At 62.8% G+C, this 17,617-nt stretch carries 10 protein-coding genes and 3 rRNA genes; 2 read left to right on the top strand and 11 right to left on the bottom strand.

Annotated elements, in window-relative coordinates; translation table 11 throughout:
- Positions 1-166: 166 nt before the first annotated feature.
- Complete coding sequence (aceB, locus tag FB468_RS01100) at positions 167-1,774, top strand: malate synthase A (RefSeq protein ID WP_141888041.1); 1,608 nt, start codon at positions 167-169, stop codon at positions 1,772-1,774.
- Between the two features lie 142 nt (positions 1,775-1,916).
- Here the strand turns inward: aceB and mnhG are convergent, their stop codons facing one another.
- From mnhG to FB468_RS01055, 9 genes are all read right to left on the bottom strand, one after another.
- Positions 1,917-2,381, bottom strand: a complete 465-nt coding sequence (gene mnhG / locus FB468_RS01095) for a monovalent cation/H(+) antiporter subunit G (protein ID WP_141885725.1) — start codon at positions 2,379-2,381, stop codon at positions 1,917-1,919.
- Positions 2,374-2,682 carry an MrpF/PhaF family protein gene (locus FB468_RS01090; protein ID WP_211359057.1) on the bottom strand — a complete coding sequence of 103 codons (309 nt, stop codon included), beginning with the start codon at positions 2,680-2,682 and terminating at the stop codon, positions 2,374-2,376. The genes mnhG and FB468_RS01090 overlap by 8 nt, the downstream gene beginning before the upstream one ends.
- Complete coding sequence (locus tag FB468_RS01085) at positions 2,679-3,239, bottom strand: Na+/H+ antiporter subunit E (RefSeq protein WP_141885724.1); 561 nt, start codon at positions 3,237-3,239, stop codon at positions 2,679-2,681. Before FB468_RS01085 ends, FB468_RS01090 begins: the two co-directional genes overlap by 4 nt.
- Entirely contained in the window at positions 3,232-4,905 is a 1,674-nt protein-coding gene (locus FB468_RS01080; RefSeq protein WP_141885723.1) for a Na+/H+ antiporter subunit D, read from the bottom strand. The genes FB468_RS01085 and FB468_RS01080 overlap by 8 nt, the downstream gene beginning before the upstream one ends.
- Complete coding sequence (locus FB468_RS01075) at positions 4,902-5,348, bottom strand: Na(+)/H(+) antiporter subunit C (RefSeq protein ID WP_425460816.1); 447 nt, start codon at positions 5,346-5,348, stop codon at positions 4,902-4,904. The genes FB468_RS01080 and FB468_RS01075 overlap by 4 nt, the downstream gene beginning before the upstream one ends.
- 2 nt (positions 5,349-5,350) lie before the next feature.
- Positions 5,351-8,230, bottom strand: a complete 2,880-nt coding sequence (locus FB468_RS01070) for a Na+/H+ antiporter subunit A (protein WP_246055669.1) — start codon at positions 8,228-8,230, stop codon at positions 5,351-5,353.
- A 164-nt stretch (positions 8,231-8,394) separates the two neighbouring features.
- Positions 8,395-8,511: ribosomal RNA gene (gene rrf, locus FB468_RS01065) — 5S ribosomal RNA — on the bottom strand.
- A 136-nt stretch (positions 8,512-8,647) separates the two neighbouring features.
- Positions 8,648-11,760, bottom strand: a 23S ribosomal RNA gene (locus tag FB468_RS01060).
- Positions 11,761-12,198: 438 nt separating this feature from the next.
- Positions 12,199-13,721, bottom strand: a 16S ribosomal RNA gene (locus FB468_RS01055).
- Together the 16S, 23S and 5S rRNA genes form the textbook arrangement of a ribosomal RNA operon.
- A gap of 538 nt (positions 13,722-14,259) precedes the next feature.
- Here FB468_RS01055 and tgt point away from each other — a divergent pair.
- On the top strand, positions 14,260-15,588 hold the full coding sequence (tgt, locus tag FB468_RS01050; protein ID WP_141885720.1) for a tRNA guanosine(34) transglycosylase Tgt: 1,329 nt from the start codon (positions 14,260-14,262) through the stop codon (positions 15,586-15,588).
- Between the two features lie 206 nt (positions 15,589-15,794).
- On the opposite strand, the gene FB468_RS01045 is transcribed toward tgt, so the two are convergent.
- Together FB468_RS01045 and FB468_RS01040 are read right to left on the bottom strand one after the other, a co-directional pair.
- Positions 15,795-16,496: a queuosine precursor transporter gene (locus FB468_RS01045; protein WP_141885719.1), complete on the bottom strand. Its 702-nt coding sequence runs from the start codon at positions 16,494-16,496 to the stop codon at positions 15,795-15,797.
- A gap of 84 nt (positions 16,497-16,580) precedes the next feature.
- Positions 16,581-17,585, bottom strand: a complete 1,005-nt coding sequence (locus FB468_RS01040) for an NAD(P)/FAD-dependent oxidoreductase (RefSeq protein WP_141885718.1) — start codon at positions 17,583-17,585, stop codon at positions 16,581-16,583.
- Between the last annotated feature and the right edge of the window lie 32 nt (positions 17,586-17,617).

The raw sequence follows: 17,617 nt of genomic DNA, 5'->3' as shown, positions 1-17,617 counted from the left end.
CAACGGCGAGCGACACCGGCTCCGGAGCACCAGCAGCAACACCCAGCGGCTTCACCACACACGCGGGGACCGGCCTCACCACCGGCTCCCCCGCACACCTCACGCTAAGGACAGCACGATGAACACCCCAACCGCGACCGCAGAGCGGCCCAGCACCTACACCCCGATGACCCACGAACCGCGACTCGACGTGAACGGCCGCCCGTTCGACCGCTCCGATGAGATCCTCACCCCCGAGGCCCTCGCCTTCCTCACCGAGCTGCACGAGCGATTCGCCAGCTCGCGCCACGAGCGCCTCGCAGACCGGCAGCGCCGCCGCTACGAGATCGGCAACGGCCGTGACCCGAAGTTCCGCGAAGACACGCGCAGCATTCGCGTGGACGCGAGCTGGAAGGTCGCAGCGCCGGCACCCGGTCTCGAGGACCGCCGCGTCGAGATCACCGGCCCCACCGACCCGAAGATGACGATCAACGCGATGAACTCCGGCGCCAAGGTCTGGCTCGCCGACCAAGAGGATGCGACGAGCCCGACCTGGCGCAACGTCATCGGCGGCCAGCTCTCGCTGTTCGACGCGATCCGCGGCCAGCTCGAGTACACGAGCCCGGAGGGCAAGGAGTACCGCATCACCGCAGAGCGCACGCCCACGATCGTGATGCGGCCCCGCGGATGGCACCTCGTTGAGAAGCACATCCGGTTCACCGATGCTCAGGGCCAGCAGGGCGCCGCGTCTGGCAGCCTCGTTGACTTCGGCCTGTACGCGTTCCACAACGCGAAGCAGCTCATCGAGAACGGTCACGGCCCCTACTTCTACATCGCGAAGCTCGAGTCGAGCGAGGAAGCGAAGCTCTGGGACGACATTTTCACCTTCACCGAGCAGCGGCTCGGCCTCGAGCACGGCACAATCCGGGCGACGGTGCTCATCGAGACCCTGCCCGCCGCGTTCGAGATGGAGGAGATCCTCTACGTGCTGCGCGACCACATGGCCGGCCTCAACGCGGGCCGCTGGGACTACATCTTCTCGATCATCAAGAACTACCGCGGCCGCGGCGCGCGCTTCGTGATGCCCGACCGCAGCGAGGTCACCATGACGGTGCCCTTCATGCGCGCGTACACCGAGCTGCTCGTGAAGACCTGCCACAAGCGCGGCGCCCACGCAATCGGCGGCATGAGCGCGTTCATCCCGAACCGTCGCGACCCCGAGGTGACCCGCCTAGCCGAGGAGAAGGTGCGCGCTGACAAGAACCGCGAGGCGACCGACGGCTTCGACGGCACCTGGGTGGCGCACCCCGACCTCATCCCCGTCGCACAGGCGGAGTTCGACGCTGTGCTCGGCGATCGCCCGAACCAGGTGGATCGCCAGCGCGACGACGTCGAGGTGACGGCGGCGCAGCTGCTCGACGTGCACATTGGCCGCGACATCACCGAGGCAGGCGTGCGCGACAACGTCTCGATCGGAGTCCGGTACATCGAGTCATGGCTGCGCGGCATCGGCGCTGCGGCGATCGACAACCTCATGGAGGACGCTGCGACGGCCGAGATCAGCCGCTCGCAGATCTGGCAGTGGATCCATCAGGATCAGCGCACCGCCGATGGCACCCCGATCACGCGCGCCTGGGTGTCTGACATCCTCGCCGAGACGGTTCGCGGCTTCGAACGTTTCGAGGGCGACCGCTACGATGACGCGGCTGAGCTCTTCGCGGACGTCGCGCTCGGTGACACGTTCCCGACGTTCCTTACGGTGCCGGCGTACAGCCGCTACCTCGTCGACGCGTAGGCGCCCAGCGCAAGTCCTAGCGCTACTCTGGTGAGCGAAAGGCGGCCCCTCTGCGGAGGGGCCGCCTTTCCTGTCTATCTGGGGGCTGGCGCGCGGGCGGAAAACTCGCGGCGCGCGGCGCGCGCGAGCCGGTAAAGTCATATCAGCTGAGCGTCGGCGGGCGCACGGGCTTGACCTCGCGTTCCGCGTTCTCCGCCTCGAGCTGCCGGTCGCGCTCGGCCTCGGCGAGCGCCTGCTCCCGGTCTTGCGCGGCGGCGTTGGCGGTAGCCCGCTCGACGGCGGGGCCGAGCTCGTCGACAAGGATTGTGCGCTGGTCGAGCTGCCCGGTACGGTACGCGGCGCGGCCCACCATGTGCGCGGCCGTCGGCGCGGTGAGGGCCTGGAACACGAACACGGGAACGAGCGCGAGCAGCACCCCAAAGGAGCGCTGGTCAAGGGCGACAGCGGCGATCACGAGCAGCAGACCGAAGATCTGCGGCTTCGTGGCGGCGTGCAGCCGGCTCAGCGCATCGGTGAACCGCAGGAGCCCGATGCCCGCCGCGGCCGACAGGAGCGCGGCGAGCAGCAGGCACACGAGCGCCAACGCGTCGAGGATCTGGTCAAACATGTTCCGCCTCCCCCGTGGTCTCCGGTAGGTCTTGCTCGCTTCGCCGCTTCACGTAGCGCGCGACAACGATCGTCGCGAACGTCGCGGTCGCGGCAATCGCGACCATGATCGGAATCGAGTCGGTGTGCCCGCGCGCGACCATGTCGGCGCCGAGCGCGAGAATCACGGTCGTGAGGAGCACGTCGGAGGCGACCATGCGGTCGAGGATCGTCGGCCCGCGCACGATCCGCACGAGAGCGGCGAGCGCGGTAAACGTCAGGCCGATCCCGATCGCGATAAACATCGTGACTTCGAACGTCATCTGCGCACCGCCTGAACTTCTTCTTTCGACCCGAGCGTGAGGATGAGCAGCCGCTCGATCGTCGCGACGTCGTGGCGCATCTTGGTGATCGCCTTCTGCGAGGGCGTATTCAGCACGTGTAGGTAGAGCGTCGACCCGAACCTGTCGACCTCGGCCACGAGCGAGCCGGGGATCAGCGAGATCGTGAGCCCGACGATCGTGAGGATGAAGTCGGAGCTCGTGCGCAGCCGCACCGCGATAATCGACGTCTCCGGCACCGGGCCGGGCCGAACGGCGAGCCAGGCGACCTCGAACGAGGCGCGCGCAAGGTTCCACAGGAAGTACCCGAGGTATCGCAGCGCGTACCAGGGGTTGAAGCGCCCTGCGAGTGCGACGGGAGGCAGGTAGAACACGCGCATCATCACGATCGAGACGACGATGCCGCTCACGAGCGAGAGGAGCGACGCCTCGCGCCAGAGCATCATCCAGAGCACAACGAGGCCGACGAGCAACGGTAGCTCGTGGAAACGCACGATGAGTTCCATGCCCCGCACCGTGCGTGGGGTGCGCTTAGCCATTGTCGACCTCCTCTGGCGCTGCGGTGGAGCCGCTGCCACCGTTCGGGTGCTCGCCGTCCAAGACGAGCGAGGCGAGCCCCTCAGGAGCAGCGAGGTCATCGCCCGCGCGCTCGGCGTAGGCGAAGAGTGGGCCGGCGGCAAAGGTCAGCACGAGACTCACGCCGATCATTCCGACGGTCGCCGCGATCATGAGGCGCGGGATCCCCTTGCGCTCCTGTGTTGGGGCGGCGTCGGGCGCATCCTGCAGCCGTTCGATCATCGCTTCCTCGCGCTCCCGCAGCCGCAGGGCCTCGGTGGAGGGCGACTTCACGGGATCCTTCGCCGGGTCTTTCGCAGCGTTCGCGGCGGCGGGCTTCGGGCGCCAGAACGCGAGCACCCACGCTCGCGCGAGCGCGTACAGCGTGAGCAGCGACACGAGCGCGCCGATGCCGATCAGCCAGTACGCGCCCGGTGACTGCAGCTGGGCTCCGGCTGTAAACAGGCCGACCTTTCCGAGGAACCCCGAGAACGGCGGGATGCCGCCCAGGTTGAGCATCGGGATGAAGAAGAGCACGCCGATGACGGGCGCGCTGCGGAGCATCCCGCCGAGCCCCGACAGCGAGGTCGTGCCGCCCTGACGCTCCATGAGCCCGACCGCGAGGAACAGCGTCGTCTGCACAATAATGTGGTGCGCGATGTAGTAGATGGTTGCGGCGAACCCCGCGGACGTCGCGATCGCGATACCAAAGATCATGTAGCCGATGTGGCTGATGAGCGTGAACGACAGCATGCGCTTAACGTCGAGCTGCGAGATCGCACCGAGGATGCCCACGAGCAGGGTGAGCGCTGCGATCACCATCAATAACGGGTCGACGCTCGACTCGGGAAACAGCATCGTCTGGGTGCGGATGATCGCGTAGACGCCGACCTTCGTGAGCAGGCCCGCGAAGACCGCGGTGACGGGCGCCGGCGCCGTAGGGTACGAGTCGGGCAGCCAGAACGCGAGCGGGAAGACCGCCGCCTTAATGCCGAACGCGATGAGCAGCGCGAGGTTCAAAATGAGCTGCAGGTCGCTCGGCAGCTCCGCAATGCGGGTCTGCAGCTGCGCCATGTTCACGGTGCCGGTCGCGCCGTACACGAGGCCGATCGCCGCGAGGAACAGGATCGATGACACGAGCGACACGACAACGTAGGTGACGCCGGCGCGGATGCGGGGGGCAGTGCCGCCGAGCGTGATGAGCACGTAGCTCGAGACGAGAAGGATCTCGAAGCCGACGTACAGGTTGAAGAGGTCGCCCGCGATGAAGGCGTTGAACACCCCCGCGCCGAGCACCATGTACGTCGGGTAGTAGATCGAGACCGGGGTCTCCTCGTCGCCGTCGGCGAGGCCCTGCCCGATGGAAAAGATGAACACCGCGAGCAGCACGATCGCGGAGACCGCGAGCATGAGCGCTGAGACGCGGTCAACGACCAGCGAGATGCCATACGGCGCTGCCCAGCCGCCGACCTGCATCACGAGGGGCCCGCCGCCATCGACGATGAACATGAGCGCGATGCCGAGAATCGAGCTCGCCGTCAGCGCGACGAGCGTGATGCCGCGCTGCAGGGCGCGGTGCCCGGGAACCGCGAGCGCAAGCGCCGCGCCGACGAGCGGGATCAGTACGACGAGGGGTACGAGGAATGTCACTTGCGGGCCTCCCCCGTGCCGTCTTCGGATACGTCTTCTTCGAACTCGGGCGCGTCCTCGAGATCCTCATCGGTGACCTGGCCGGTCGTGAGCGTCTCGGCGCTCGCGATCGCGAGGTCGTCAGCGTCATCCTCAACATGGTCGTCGCTGACGCGCGCGAGTCGCCAGGAGCGGTAGATGAGCGCGAGCAAGAACGCGCTGACACCGAACGTGATCACGATTGCGGTGAGAATGAAGGCCTGCGGCAGCGGGTCGCTCATCTCGCCGTCTCCCCCGGCGATCGGGGCGGAGCCGAAGCTGCCGGACATCAGGAAGATGAGCAGGTTCGTCGCGTTGCCGACGAGCAGGAAGCCGAGCATGATGCGAGTGAGGCTTCGGTCGAGCAGCAGGTAGACGCCTGCGACGTACATCACAACCATTACCGCGACGAGCACGAGGGGCATTGTCACTTCGCTACCTCCTCTTGGAACTCGGCGTGGTCTTCTTCTTCGTGTTCATCGATCTCCGAGCCGAGGCTACGCAGCACGTCGAGCACCAGGCCGAAGACCACGAGGTACACGCCAATATCGAAGAGCGTCGACGTCACGAGCGGCAACGAACCGAACGGGCCGAGGTCGACGTCGACCCAGCTGGATGAGAGCGCAGGCTGACCGAAGAACAGCGGGATGATCGCCATCGTCACCGCGAGCGCAAGGCCGATCCCCAGGATCCTGCCCGCGTCGAGCGCGACCGTCGCCCGCAGCTCGTGACGGCCGCCCGCGAGGTAGCGCGCGACCAGTGCGAGGCCGGCAACGAGGCCCGCGGCGAACCCGCCACCGGGGGCGTTGTGCCCCGAGAGCAGCAGGAACACGGACAGGATGAGCAGGCCGTGGAATACGAGCCGCACGACGACCTCGAGAATGATCGACCGGCGCTCGGGCCTGAGGTACGAGCCCGCAAGCAGCCAGTTCATGCGGCTCGCGGGGTCCTCGGGGTCGGCGACCCGCAGCAGATGGGCGCGCGTCGCGTTGCGCGCCTCGCGCCTGCTGAGGTGCGGGCTCTGATCGTCGCGCGTGTTGAGGAACACGAGCGACGCGACGCCGGTCGCAGCGGCGAGAATCACCGACAGCTCCCCCATCGTGTCCCACGCGCGAATGTCAACGAGCATGACGTTCACGACGTTGTACCCGTGGCCGCCCTCCACGGCAAGCTGCGGCATGGCCAGCGAGATGGGGTCGGCGATGCGCGCGCCGAGCGAGACAACGGCGACGGCGCCGAGAACGAGGCCGACTCCGAGGCCAAGAGCGAGCCTGAAGCCGCGGGTCACGCGCCGCGGGCGCTCTGCCATGTGGGCGGGCAATCGCCTGATCACGAGCACGAACGCGATGAGAGTCACGGTCTCTACCAGGAGCTGCGTGAGGGCGAGGTCGGGCGCCCCGTGCAGTGCGAAGATCGTCGCCATGCCGTAGCCAGTCACCCCGACGAGGAGGCCCCCCTGGAAACGGGTGCGGGCGCGCATCGCGAAGAGCGCGGCGACAATCATGACGATCGCAATCGGAATGTCGACGGGGCTCGAGATCATCGAGATCTCGTCGGGCCACTGCTGCACCGAGAGCACCGTGCCGCCTAGGGCGAGCACGAGCACGGACAGGATCACCGCGAGGTAGAAGGGCAGCGAGCCGCGCTGGGTGAGCGACGTGAATTTGATCGCGATCGTGTCGAGCGCATGAGTCGCGACCCAGTAGGCGTGCGAGCCCGAGAAGCGCTCTGAAGGCGGCGGCAGCGTCACCGCGAGCTTCCGGGCCGGGAAGAAGACGAGCACGCCGAGCACGAGGATGCCGGCTGAGAGCGCGAGCGGCAGGGTGAACCCGTGCCACAGGCTGAGGTGCTCGGGGTCGCCGAGTGGCGATGCGGGAACTGCCTGACGGAAGAGGGGGTCGAGCAGCGGCGAAGCGAGCCCATACACGACCGCAAACGCGGCGAACATCGCGGGGGCGAACACAATGCCTGCGGCCGCCGGGTGCTCGATCGGAGTGTCGGCAACGCCCGGCTTCGATGCGAAGGCACCCCACACGAACCTGATCATGTAGGCGACGGTCAAGATGCTGCCCACCACGGCCACCGCGAGCGCGACGTACGCCGCCGGGTGCTCGTGGCCGACCTCGAGGAGCTCGGCGAAGGCCGACTCCTTCGCCACAAACCCGAAGAACGGCGGGATGCCGGCCATCGAGGCTGCGGCGACGATCGACACGATCGCGAGCACGGGCATACGTCTACCGAGGCCACTCAATCGGCGCAGGTCACGCACACCCGTGGAGTAGTCGACGATGCCCACCGAGAGGAACAGTGGCGCCTTCGCGACCGCGTGGGCGAACAGCAGCACGAGGCCCGCAAACGTCGCGCGTGCGTCACCAACACCGATGACCATCACAAGGAGGCCGAGCTGGCTCACCGTGCCCTGCGCGACGATGAGCTTGATGTCGAACTGGCGCAGCGCACGGAACCCGCCGATGAGCATGGTGATGCCGCCGAGGATCACGAGCGTCCAGCGGTAGCCCGGCACATCAGCGAAAGGCTCGCTCATGCGCGCAATGAGATAGACACCGGCCTTCACCATCGCGGCGGCGTGAAGGTACGCAGACACTGGGGTCGGAGCGGCCATCGCGCCGGGCAGCCAGAAGTGCAGCGGGAAGATCGCGGACTTCGAGATCGCGCCAAGCAGCACGAGGTACACCGCGACAGTCACGAGCGTACCCTCGGGCGGGTCAGCGATGATTTCAGAAAGCAGCGGCGTCCCGCCTGCCTGCACGAGCAGCACGAAGCCGACGAGCATCGCGAGGCCGCCGAGCGTCGTGATCATCAGCGCCTGCAGCGCCGCGGAGTTCGCGGTGCGCAGGCGGAGCACGTGCCCAATGAGCAGGAAGGAGAAGATCGTCGTCGCTTCCCAGAAGATGAAGAGCAGGTAGACGTTGTCGGCGACGACGAGCCCGAGCATGCTGGTCGCGAACCCCATGAACACGCCGGCGAACCGGGGAATACCAACCTCACCATCATCAAAGTAGTGCGCGCAGTAGAGCAGCACAAGTGAACCTGCGCCGAGCACCAGGAGCGAGAACAGCATCGAGAGCGGATCAAGCCTGAGCGTGAGCCCAACGTCGAGCTGCGGAATCCACTCAACGTGTTCCACGAGCGTCTCGCCGCCGAACACCGATGCAGCGAGGCTGACGAATACGACGAGCGCCACAGCCATGAGGCCCGCAAGCACGAGAAACACGCGACGCCCGAACCGTTTAGCGAGCGGGTGAGAAATGAGAGACACGAGCGCGAGGAAGAGAATAGTACCCATCATCGCGCCCATTGGCTGCCTCTTTCGCTTGTGCTCGTTGACCCAGCTTCCAGTTTATCGGATGAACCGGGTCCGCGATGGCGAGCCTAGGAATCCCCTGTGCATTGTGTCCTGAAATGACGAAAGCCCCGGAGCGCAATTGCTCCGGGGCTTTCCCAATAAATGTTCGGCGGTGTCCTACTCTCCCACGAGGTCCCCCTCGCAGTACCATCGGCGCTGTCAGCCTTAGCTTCCGGGTTCGGAATGTGACCGGGCGTTTCCCTGACGCTATAACCACCGAAACTCTATTGACATGAAACCCAACCCCTAACCAGGCACCACAACGGATGCACGGGGTTGTGGCCGTACGTCAAGAACCACAAAGTAGACGCGAACATCGTTACAACAACATACTCATGCCCCAAAACTATTTGGGATGAAGTCAAGTCATCGGCTTATTAGTACCAGTCAGCTCCACACGTTACCGCGCTTCCACATCTGGCCTATCAACCCAGTCATCTACTGGGAGCCTCACAGGAGTAAACTCCTACGGAAATCTCATCTTGAGGCCGGCTTCCCGCTTAGATGCTTTCAGCGGTTATCCATCCCGAACGTAGCCAACCAGCCATGCCCTTGGCAGAACAACTGGCACACCAGAGGTTCGTCCAACCCGGTCCTCTCGTACTAGGGTCAGATCCTCTCAAATTTCCAACGCGCGCAGAGGATAGGGACCGAACTGTCTCACGACGTTCTAAACCCAGCTCGCGTACCGCTTTAATGGGCGAACAGCCCAACCCTTGGGACCGACTCCAGCCCCAGGATGCGACGAGCCGACATCGAGGTGCCAAACCATGCCGTCGATATGGACTCTTGGGCAAGATCAGCCTGTTATCCCCGAGGTACCTTTTATCCGTTGAGCGACAGCGCTTCCACAAGCCACTGCCGGATCACTAGTCCCGACTTTCGTCCCTGCTCGACCTGTCAGTCTCACAGTCAAGCTCCCTTGTGCACTTACACTCGCCACCTGATTGCCAACCAGGTTGAGGGAACCTTTGGGCGCCTCCGTTACTTTTTGGGAGGCAACCGCCCCAGTTAAACTACCCACCAGGCACTGTCCGAAAACCCGATCAGGGTTCGTCGTTAGATATCCAATATGACCAGAGTGGTATTTCAACAATGACTCCACGAACACTAGCGTGCCCGCTTCACAGTCTCCCACCTATCCTACACAAGCCACACCGAACACCAATACCAAGCTGTAGTAAAGGTCACGGGGTCTTTCCGTCCTTCTGCGCGTAACGAGCATCTTTACTCGTACTGCAATTTCGCCGAGTTTACGGTGGAGACAGCTGGGGAATCGTTACGCCATTCGTGCAGGTCGGAACTTACCCGACAAGGAATTTCGCTACCTTAGGATGGTTATAGTTACCACCGCCGTTTACTGGGGCTTAAATTCACAGCTTCGCAGTCCGAAAACCGCTAACCGCTCCTCTTAACCTTCCAGCACCGGGCAGGCGTCAGTCCGTATACGTCCACTTGCGTGTTAGCACGGACCTGTGTTTTTAGTAAACAGTCGTTCCCCACTGGTCTCTGCGGCCACCACACCCTTTCGGCGTAAAGCCTAATAAGTGGATGGCCCCCCTTCTCCCGAAGTTACGGGGGCATTTTGCCGAGTTCCTTCACCATAATTATCTCGAGCTCCTTAGTATTCTCTACCTGACCACCTGTGTCGGTTTGGGGTACGGGCAACTAGCAACCTCACGTCGATGCTTTTCTCGGCAGCATAGGATCAATGACTTCCCCATACGGGTCCCCATCGCATCTCACCCTTCACGCGGGACGGATTTGCCTATCCCGCAGGCTACATGCTTAGCCCGGGACAACCATCGCCCGGGATCACCTACCTTCCTGCGTCACACCTCACGCTCACCACCCCAGTTCGGGTTCGCAGCCGCCACCCCACATCACCCGAAGGATCCATGAAGCTTTGGTTTGCTTAGCACTACTGGTTAGGTCTTGAACGGTTACCAGCCGGTACGGGAATATCAACCCGTTGTCCATCGACTACGCCTGTCGGCCTCGCCTTAGGTCCCGACTTACCCAGGGAAGATTAGCTTGACCCTGGAACCCTTGGTCTTCCGGAGGACGGGTTTCTCACCCGTCTTTCGCTACTCATGCCTGCATTCTCACTCGTGTGGCATCCACGGCTGGTTCACACCGCCGCTTCACTCGCCACACGACGCTCTCCTACCCATCCATACGGCTGGACCACGAAGGCCTACCTATCTATATGAATGCCACAACTTCGGTGGCGTGCTTGAGCCCCGTTACATTGTCGGCGCGGAATCACTTGACCAGTGAGCTATTACGCACTCTTTCAAGGGTGGCTGCTTCTAAGCCAACCTCCTGGTTGTCACAGCAACTCCACATCCTTTTCCACTTAGCACGCGCTTTGGGACCTTAGATGGTGATCTGGGTTGTTTCCCTCTCGACTATGAAGCTTATCCCCCACAGTCTCACTGCTGCGCTCTCACTTACCGGCATTCGGAGTTTAGCTGACGTCAGTAACCTTGTAGGGCCCATCGGCCATCCAGTAGCTCTACCTCCGGCAAGAAACACGCAACGCTGCACCTAAATGCATTTCGGAGAGAACCAGCTATCACGAAGTTTGATTGGCCTTTCACCCCTATCCACAGCTCATCCCCTCAGTTTTCAACCTAAGTGGGTTCGGCCCTCCACGCGCTCTTACACGCGCTTCAGCCTGGCCATGGATAGATCACTTCGCTTCGGGTCTAGGACATGCGACTGAACCGCCCTATTCAGACTCGCTTTCGCTACGGCTACCCCACACGGGTTAACCTCGCCACATATCGCTAACTCGCAGGCTCATTCTTCAAAAGGCACGCTGTCACAGCAACAAGGCTGCTCCAACGGATTGTAAGCAAACGGTTTCAGGTACTATTTCACTCCCCTCCCGGGGTACTTTTCACCTTTCCCTCACGGTACTAGTCCGCTATCGGTCATCTGGGAGTATTTAGGCTTATCAGGTGGTCCTGACAGATTCACACGGGATTTCTCGGGCCCCGTGCTACTTGGGATACGCCACACGCAGCCAGGTCATTTCGGGTACGGGACTCTCACCCACTCCGGTCCGCCGTTCCAAGCGGTTCCCCTATAACCTGAACATTCACGTCGAAGGCTCAGCAGCGCCTCCAGCAACGTCCCACAACCCCGATGATGCAACCCCTGCCAGGTATCACACACCACCGGTTTAGCCTCTTCCGGGTTCGCTCGCCACTACTACCGGAATCACATGTTGTTTTCTCTTCCTGTGGGTACTGAGATGTTTCACTTCCCCACGTTCCCTCTACCCGCCCTATATATTCAGGCGGGAGTCACCAGCTACGCACGCGCGCTGGCGGGGTTTCCCCATTCGGAAATCCTCGAATCACAGCCCGTTTATCGGCTCCCCGAGGCTTATCGCAGATTACTACGTCCTTCTTCGGCTCCAGATGCCAAGGCATCCACCGTTTGCTCTTCGAAACTTGAAATCACATAAGTAAATTATTTAGAAACACACACAAACCCGAAGGCTCATGCGTGACCAATGAGACACACACCACAATCCCGAAAGATCATCAGTGCGTGTATCGAAGATGCTCGCGTCCACTGTGTAGTTCTCAACGTACGGTCAATCCCTGGACAGCTAGACAACACGTTCTAGACACCAGGGCTGAAGAAACCAAGCACACAAGACAACGTCTTGCGGTCTGGGTCTCCAGGACCCAACAGTATGCACTCAAAGAAGCAGTCACTACCCCACCCAAACTTTCCTCTCACCCCCGCAGAAAACGGACATGATGTACTCACACAGGCGAGCTAATCACAGCTTACTTTGTCAAATGTTCCACCCATGAGCGGGTACGCATCACACGATCGGTGATGAACGCCCCAATTCTGCAACCACACAGTGGTTGAGTGCTCCTTAGAAAGGAGGTGATCCAGCCGCACCTTCCGGTACGGCTACCTTGTTACGACTTAGTCCTAATCACCAGTCCCACCTTCGACGGCTCCCTCCACAAGGGTTAGGCCACCGGCTTCGGGTGTTACCGACTTTCATGACTTGACGGGCGGTGTGTACAAGGCCCGGGAACGTATTCACCGCAGCGTTGCTGATCTGCGATTACTAGCGACTCCGACTTCATGGGGTCGAGTTGCAGACCCCAATCCGAACTGAGACCGACTTTTTGGGATTCGCTCCACCTCGCGGTATCGCAGCCCTTTGTATCGGCCATTGTAGCATGCGTGAAGCCCAAGACATAAGGGGCATGATGATTTGACGTCATCCCCACCTTCCTCCGTGTTGACCACGGCAGTATCCCATGAGTTCCCACCATAACGTGCTGGCAACATAGGACGAGGGTTGCGCTCGTTGCCGGACTTAACCGAACATCTCACGACACGAGCTGACGACAACCATGCACCACCTGTATACGAGTGTCCAAAGAGTTGACGATCTCTCGCCCGTTCTCGTATATGTCAAGCCTTGGTAAGGTTCTTCGCGTTGCATCGAATTAATCCGCATGCTCCGCCGCTTGTGCGGGCCCCCGTCAATTCCTTTGAGTTTTAGCCTTGCGGCCGTACTCCCCAGGCGGGGAACTTAATGCGTTAGCTACGACACAGAACCCGTGGAACAGGCCCTACATCTAGTTCCCAACGTTTACGGCATGGACTACCAGGGTATCTAATCCTGTTCGCTCCCCATGCTTTCGCTCCTCAGCGTCAGTAGCGGCCCAGAGATCTGCCTTCGCCATCGGTGTTCCTCCTGATATCTGCGCATTCCACCGCTACACCAGGAATTCCAATCTCCCCTACCGCACTCTAGCCTGCCCGTACCCACTGCAGGCCCGGGGTTGAGCCCCGGGTTTTCACAGCAGACGCGACAAGCCGCCTACGAGCTCTTTACGCCCAATAATTCCGGACAACGCTTGCACCCTACGTATTACCGCGGCTGCTGGCACGTAGTTAGCCGGTGCTTTTTCTGCAGGTACCGTCACTTTCGCTTCTTCCCTACTAAAAGAGGTTTACAACCCGAAGGCCGTCATCCCTCACGCGGCGTTGCTGCATCAGGCTTGCGCCCATTGTGCAATATTCCCCACTGCTGCCTCCCGTAGGAGTCTGGGCCGTGTCTCAGTCCCAGTGTGGCCGGTCACCCTCTCAGGCCGGCTACCCGTCGTCGCCATGGTGAGCCATTACCTCACCATCTAGCTGATAGGCCGCGAGTCCATCCAGAACCGATAAATCTTTCCACCCACACACCATGCGGTGATAGGTCGTATCCAGTATTAGACACCGTTTCCAGTGCTTATCCCAGAGTTCAGGGCAGGTTACTCACGTGTTACTCACCCGTTCGCCACTCTTCCACCCAGCAAGCTGGGCTTCATCGTTCGACTTGCATGTGTTAAGCACGCCGCCAGCGTTCGTCCTGAGCCAGGATCAAACTCTCCGTAAAAAACGAATAGCAGCCAGCCACCGGAATAAGGTAGACCAGACTGCGAGTTCAACCTGGACAGAAACCATCATCTGACGATTTCGTTATCCATAAAAAAGGAATCTCCAACACCAAACCAAAAGGCTCGATGCCGGGGATAATAAATTGGCATTTGACAATTTAAGTGCACACTATTGAGTTCTCAAGATCCAGACACCCACCGTACTCACCCTGAGGCTTTCCGAAGAGCAACCTGTCTAACGTATCACACGAGGTGATCCTGCGCACCGGTATAAACCGAACCGCTCTACGGCCCGGCTGCGTTGCGCTGACAAGGGAATACATTACGCGCGCTCCCCCGAACCCGCAACCCCGGCCCTCATCTCGGGCGTGTCTTCGTGTCTTTCCGCCGTTCATGCGATATTGCTCCGTCGTTCACCTCGCGGCCAGCGACGGCCCACGGATCCTTCTTCCCCGTGATCTCCGCTGATCTGCGCCCTGCCCAGCGCGTTCCCGCGCGTGTTGGCTACTCGCGGTTGCCTACTTCTACACTGAGTGGGTGACTGACACTCCTACTTCCCCCGGTTCCCCCTCCCCCGCTGACTTCAGCTTCGACGTCGAGCATCACCTCGAGTCTGGCGGGGCAACCGGCAGTGACGGTCGGCCCCTCGGCCGGGCCGGCACGATCCACACCCCGCACGGCGACATCCAGACCCCGGCGTTCATTCCCGTGGGCACGAAGGCCACCGTGAAGGCCGTGCTTCCCGAGACGGTGACGCAGTTCGGCGGTCAGGCAGTGCTGGCGAACGCCTACCACCTCTTCCTGCAGCCGGGCAGCGACATCGTCGACGAGGCCGGTGGTTTCGGGAAGTTCATGAACTGGCATGGCCCGACCTTTACTGATTCGGGTGGGTTCCAGGTGATGTCGCTCGGCGTCGGCTTCAAGAAGGTCATCTCCATGAGCGAGAAGTCGCACGCGGAGGCAGAGGTCATCGCGAAGACCAAGGAACGGCTCGCGCACGTCGACGAGGATGGCGTCACGTTCAAGTCGTTCATCAACGGCGACAAGCATCGCTTCACGCCGGAGGTCTCGATGCAGATTCAGCACCAGCTCGGCGCAGACATCATGTTCGCGTTCGACGAGCTCACGACGCTGCTCGACTCTCGCGCGTATCAGGAGGACTCGGTCGAGCGAACCGAGCGCTGGGCGGTTCGCTGCCTCGACGAGCACGCGCGCCAGACCGCTGAGCGCCAGCACCGGCCGTACCAGGCGCTGTTCGGTGTGGTGCAGGGCGCGCAGTATGAAGATCTGCGGCGTCGGGCGGCGAGCGGTCTCGCCGGGCTTCGCGGCGCGACCGCCACCCAGCAAGAGTTCGACGGCTTCGGCATCGGCGGCGCGATCGAGAAGACCGAGCTCGGCGAGATTGTTGGCTGGGTCTGCGACGAGCTGCCCGAGAACAAGCCCCGTCACCTGCTCGGCATCTCGGAGCCCGATGACCTCTTCTTCGGGATCGCGGCCGGCGCCGACACCTTCGACTGCGTTGCGCCATCGCGTCAGGCCCGCGGCGGAACCATGTACTCGAGCAGTGGCCGCATCAATGCCAAGGCCGCCACCCAGCGGCGGCGCTTCGAAGCCCTCGACCCCGAGTGCGACTGCTACACGTGCGAAAACTACACCGCGGCGTACCTGCACCACCTCTTCAAGGCGAAGGAAATGCTCGGGTCGACGCTCGCGACGATCCACAACGAGCGGTTCATCGTGCGGCTCGTCGACCAGATTCGTCAGTCGATCATCGACGGCACCTTCGTCGAGTTCCGCGAGGAGATTCTCACGAAGCAGTACGGCGCAGACTTCGCACGAGACGCCGCCGCCCGCTACGCGGCGTAGCGGGCCCGGCCCCTGGCGCCCAGACCGAACCCTGGCCCCGGCCTCGGCCCCGGCCCCGGCCCCACACCATCTACATGCAATCGGCCCAGGATATGCAGCACCTGCTTTGTAGGCTGCATACCCTGGGCCGATTGCATTGGTACTGCTTGGAGAACTGGAGCGGGCGTAGCCAGCGGAGCGGGTTGAGCGAGCGGAGCCCCAAACCGCTACGCCGCAGCTTCCTCCGCCCGGCGCGTCCATGCGATCACCCGCGTTGTCACGGGCAACAGAATGACCTCGGCGAGCACCTTCACCACGTACCCGAGCACGACGTACATGACGAAGTCGACCCCCGTGATGATTCCGGCAAAAGCGATGGTGCAGAAGAGCAGCGTGTCGATGAGCTGACCCGCGATCGTCGACCCGACAAGCCTGGTCCGCAGGAAGCGGCCCGAGGTTTTTCGGCGCAGGCGATCCAGCACCCACGCGTTCACGAGCTGGCCCGCGACGAACGCGACCAAGCTCGCCGCGACGATGCGCGGCACGAACCCGAGCACGGCCGCGAAGGCCTCCTGGTTCTCCCAGCCGTCGGCGGGCGGCGACACCTGTACCGCGAGAATGGTGAGCGACGCGACGAGCGCGAGCGCGAACGCCGTCAAGATCGCACGGCGCGACGCCCGAAGCCCGTAGACCTCTGCGAGCACGTCGCCGAGGATGTACGCGAGCGGGAAGAGGAACACTCCCCCGTCGAACACGAGCGGCAGCTGCGCGTCGCCGAAGGGAATCGAGCCGAACGCGATCGGCTTGACCGCGACGACGTTCGAGATGAGGAGGATCCCCACGAACGCCGCGGAAATGAGGGCGTAGCGGCCACCGGCCGTCGCAGCCCGTTCACCAGGCACCAAGTGGGCGCGCTGTTGCTCTGACACAACTGTCTCCTTGAGAGTGACGACGCGCTGCCCCACGTCTGTACTGCGAAATCTCGCTCACTGTGCGTGAGCGCAGAACACAGCTTACTCGTCTACCTGGCCGACGCCGAGCGCGCCACGGATCATGTCCATGTTCAGCTTCGCAGCAACGCTCGCGCCATTTCCGGCGGCAATGATGAGCTGCTGCGGCCCGGGCGGCACCGTGTCTCCCGCAGCGTAGACGCCGCGAATCGATGTCTCGCCGCGCTCGTCCACCTTCACGAGGCCCCAGTCATCGCGCTCGATCTCGAGGTCACCGAAGTAATCGACCGACGCGTGCCAGCGCGGGCGCACGAAACCGCCGACGCGCGGGATCACCTCACCGTCGGCGAGGCGCACCCCCGTCATGTCTGCCTTCTCGCCGACGATGTCGTCGATCGCGCGGCGCTCAACGCGGATCCCGATGGAGCCGAGCTCGGCCTCCTGTTCGGGCCGGATCGTGTCTGCCCCGTTCGTGAAGACGATGAGGTCTGAGCTGAACCGTGAGATGAGCAGGGCCCGGGCGAACAGGTCGCTGGTCTCGCCGATGAGGGCGAGGGGCTTGTCGGTCTTCTCGAATCCGTCGCACTCGACGCACGAGTGCAGCGCCGTTCCGTAGTACGCGCGAATCATCGGGAACGGCGGCAGCTCTTCCGTCAGCCCCGCGGCGATGAGTACGCGGCGGGCGACGATCTCAACGTCGCTGCTGCCGCGCAGGCCGGTGCCGCTCACGCGGAACCCGATTCCGTCTGGAAAGCCAGCCTCGCGCGCCTCGTCGGCCGAGAGCGGCGTGATTTCGCGGGTCATCGCCTGCGAGAACCGGGCAGTCGGGTAGGTCTCAAACTCCTCGCGGCCGAGCCGGCGCAGCTCGAGGGGCGGTGCTCCGTCTCGGGTGAGGAAGCCGTGCGAGCGCAGTGTCGCCGAGTGACGCGGGCGGTTCGAATCGAGGATGGCGATGCGCCGGTTCGCCCGGACGAGCTGCAGGCCAGCCGATAGCCCAGCGGGCCCTCCACCGATAATGGCCACTCCGTAGGGAGCTGCGGGGTTATCCGCAACTGTCTCGATCACCATCTGCCCTCGTCTCCTTCTTTCACTCAACCGAT

This window comes from Leucobacter komagatae, assembly GCF_006716085.1.
Classification (GTDB): Bacteria; Actinomycetota; Actinomycetes; order Actinomycetales; family Microbacteriaceae; genus Leucobacter; species Leucobacter komagatae.
This window is presented reverse-complemented; position numbering and strand designations above follow the sequence as displayed.

Coding starts and splice junctions, on each gene's coding strand:
- aceB (WP_141888041.1), top strand. CDS start 167: ATGACCCACGAACCGCGACTCGACGTGAACGGCCGCCCGTTCGACCGC.
- mnhG (WP_141885725.1), bottom strand. CDS start 2,381: ATGTTTGACCAGATCCTCGACGCGTTGGCGCTCGTGTGCCTGCTGCTC.
- FB468_RS01090 (WP_211359057.1), bottom strand. CDS start 2,682: ATGACGTTCGAAGTCACGATGTTTATCGCGATCGGGATCGGCCTGACG.
- FB468_RS01085 (WP_141885724.1), bottom strand. CDS start 3,239: ATGGCTAAGCGCACCCCACGCACGGTGCGGGGCATGGAACTCATCGTG.
- FB468_RS01075 (WP_425460816.1), bottom strand. CDS start 5,348: ATGCCCCTCGTGCTCGTCGCGGTAATGGTTGTGATGTACGTCGCAGGC.
- FB468_RS01070 (WP_246055669.1), bottom strand. CDS start 8,230: ATGGGTACTATTCTCTTCCTCGCGCTCGTGTCTCTCATTTCTCACCCG.
- FB468_RS01040 (WP_141885718.1), bottom strand. CDS start 17,585: ATGGTGATCGAGACAGTTGCGGATAACCCCGCAGCTCCCTACGGAGTG.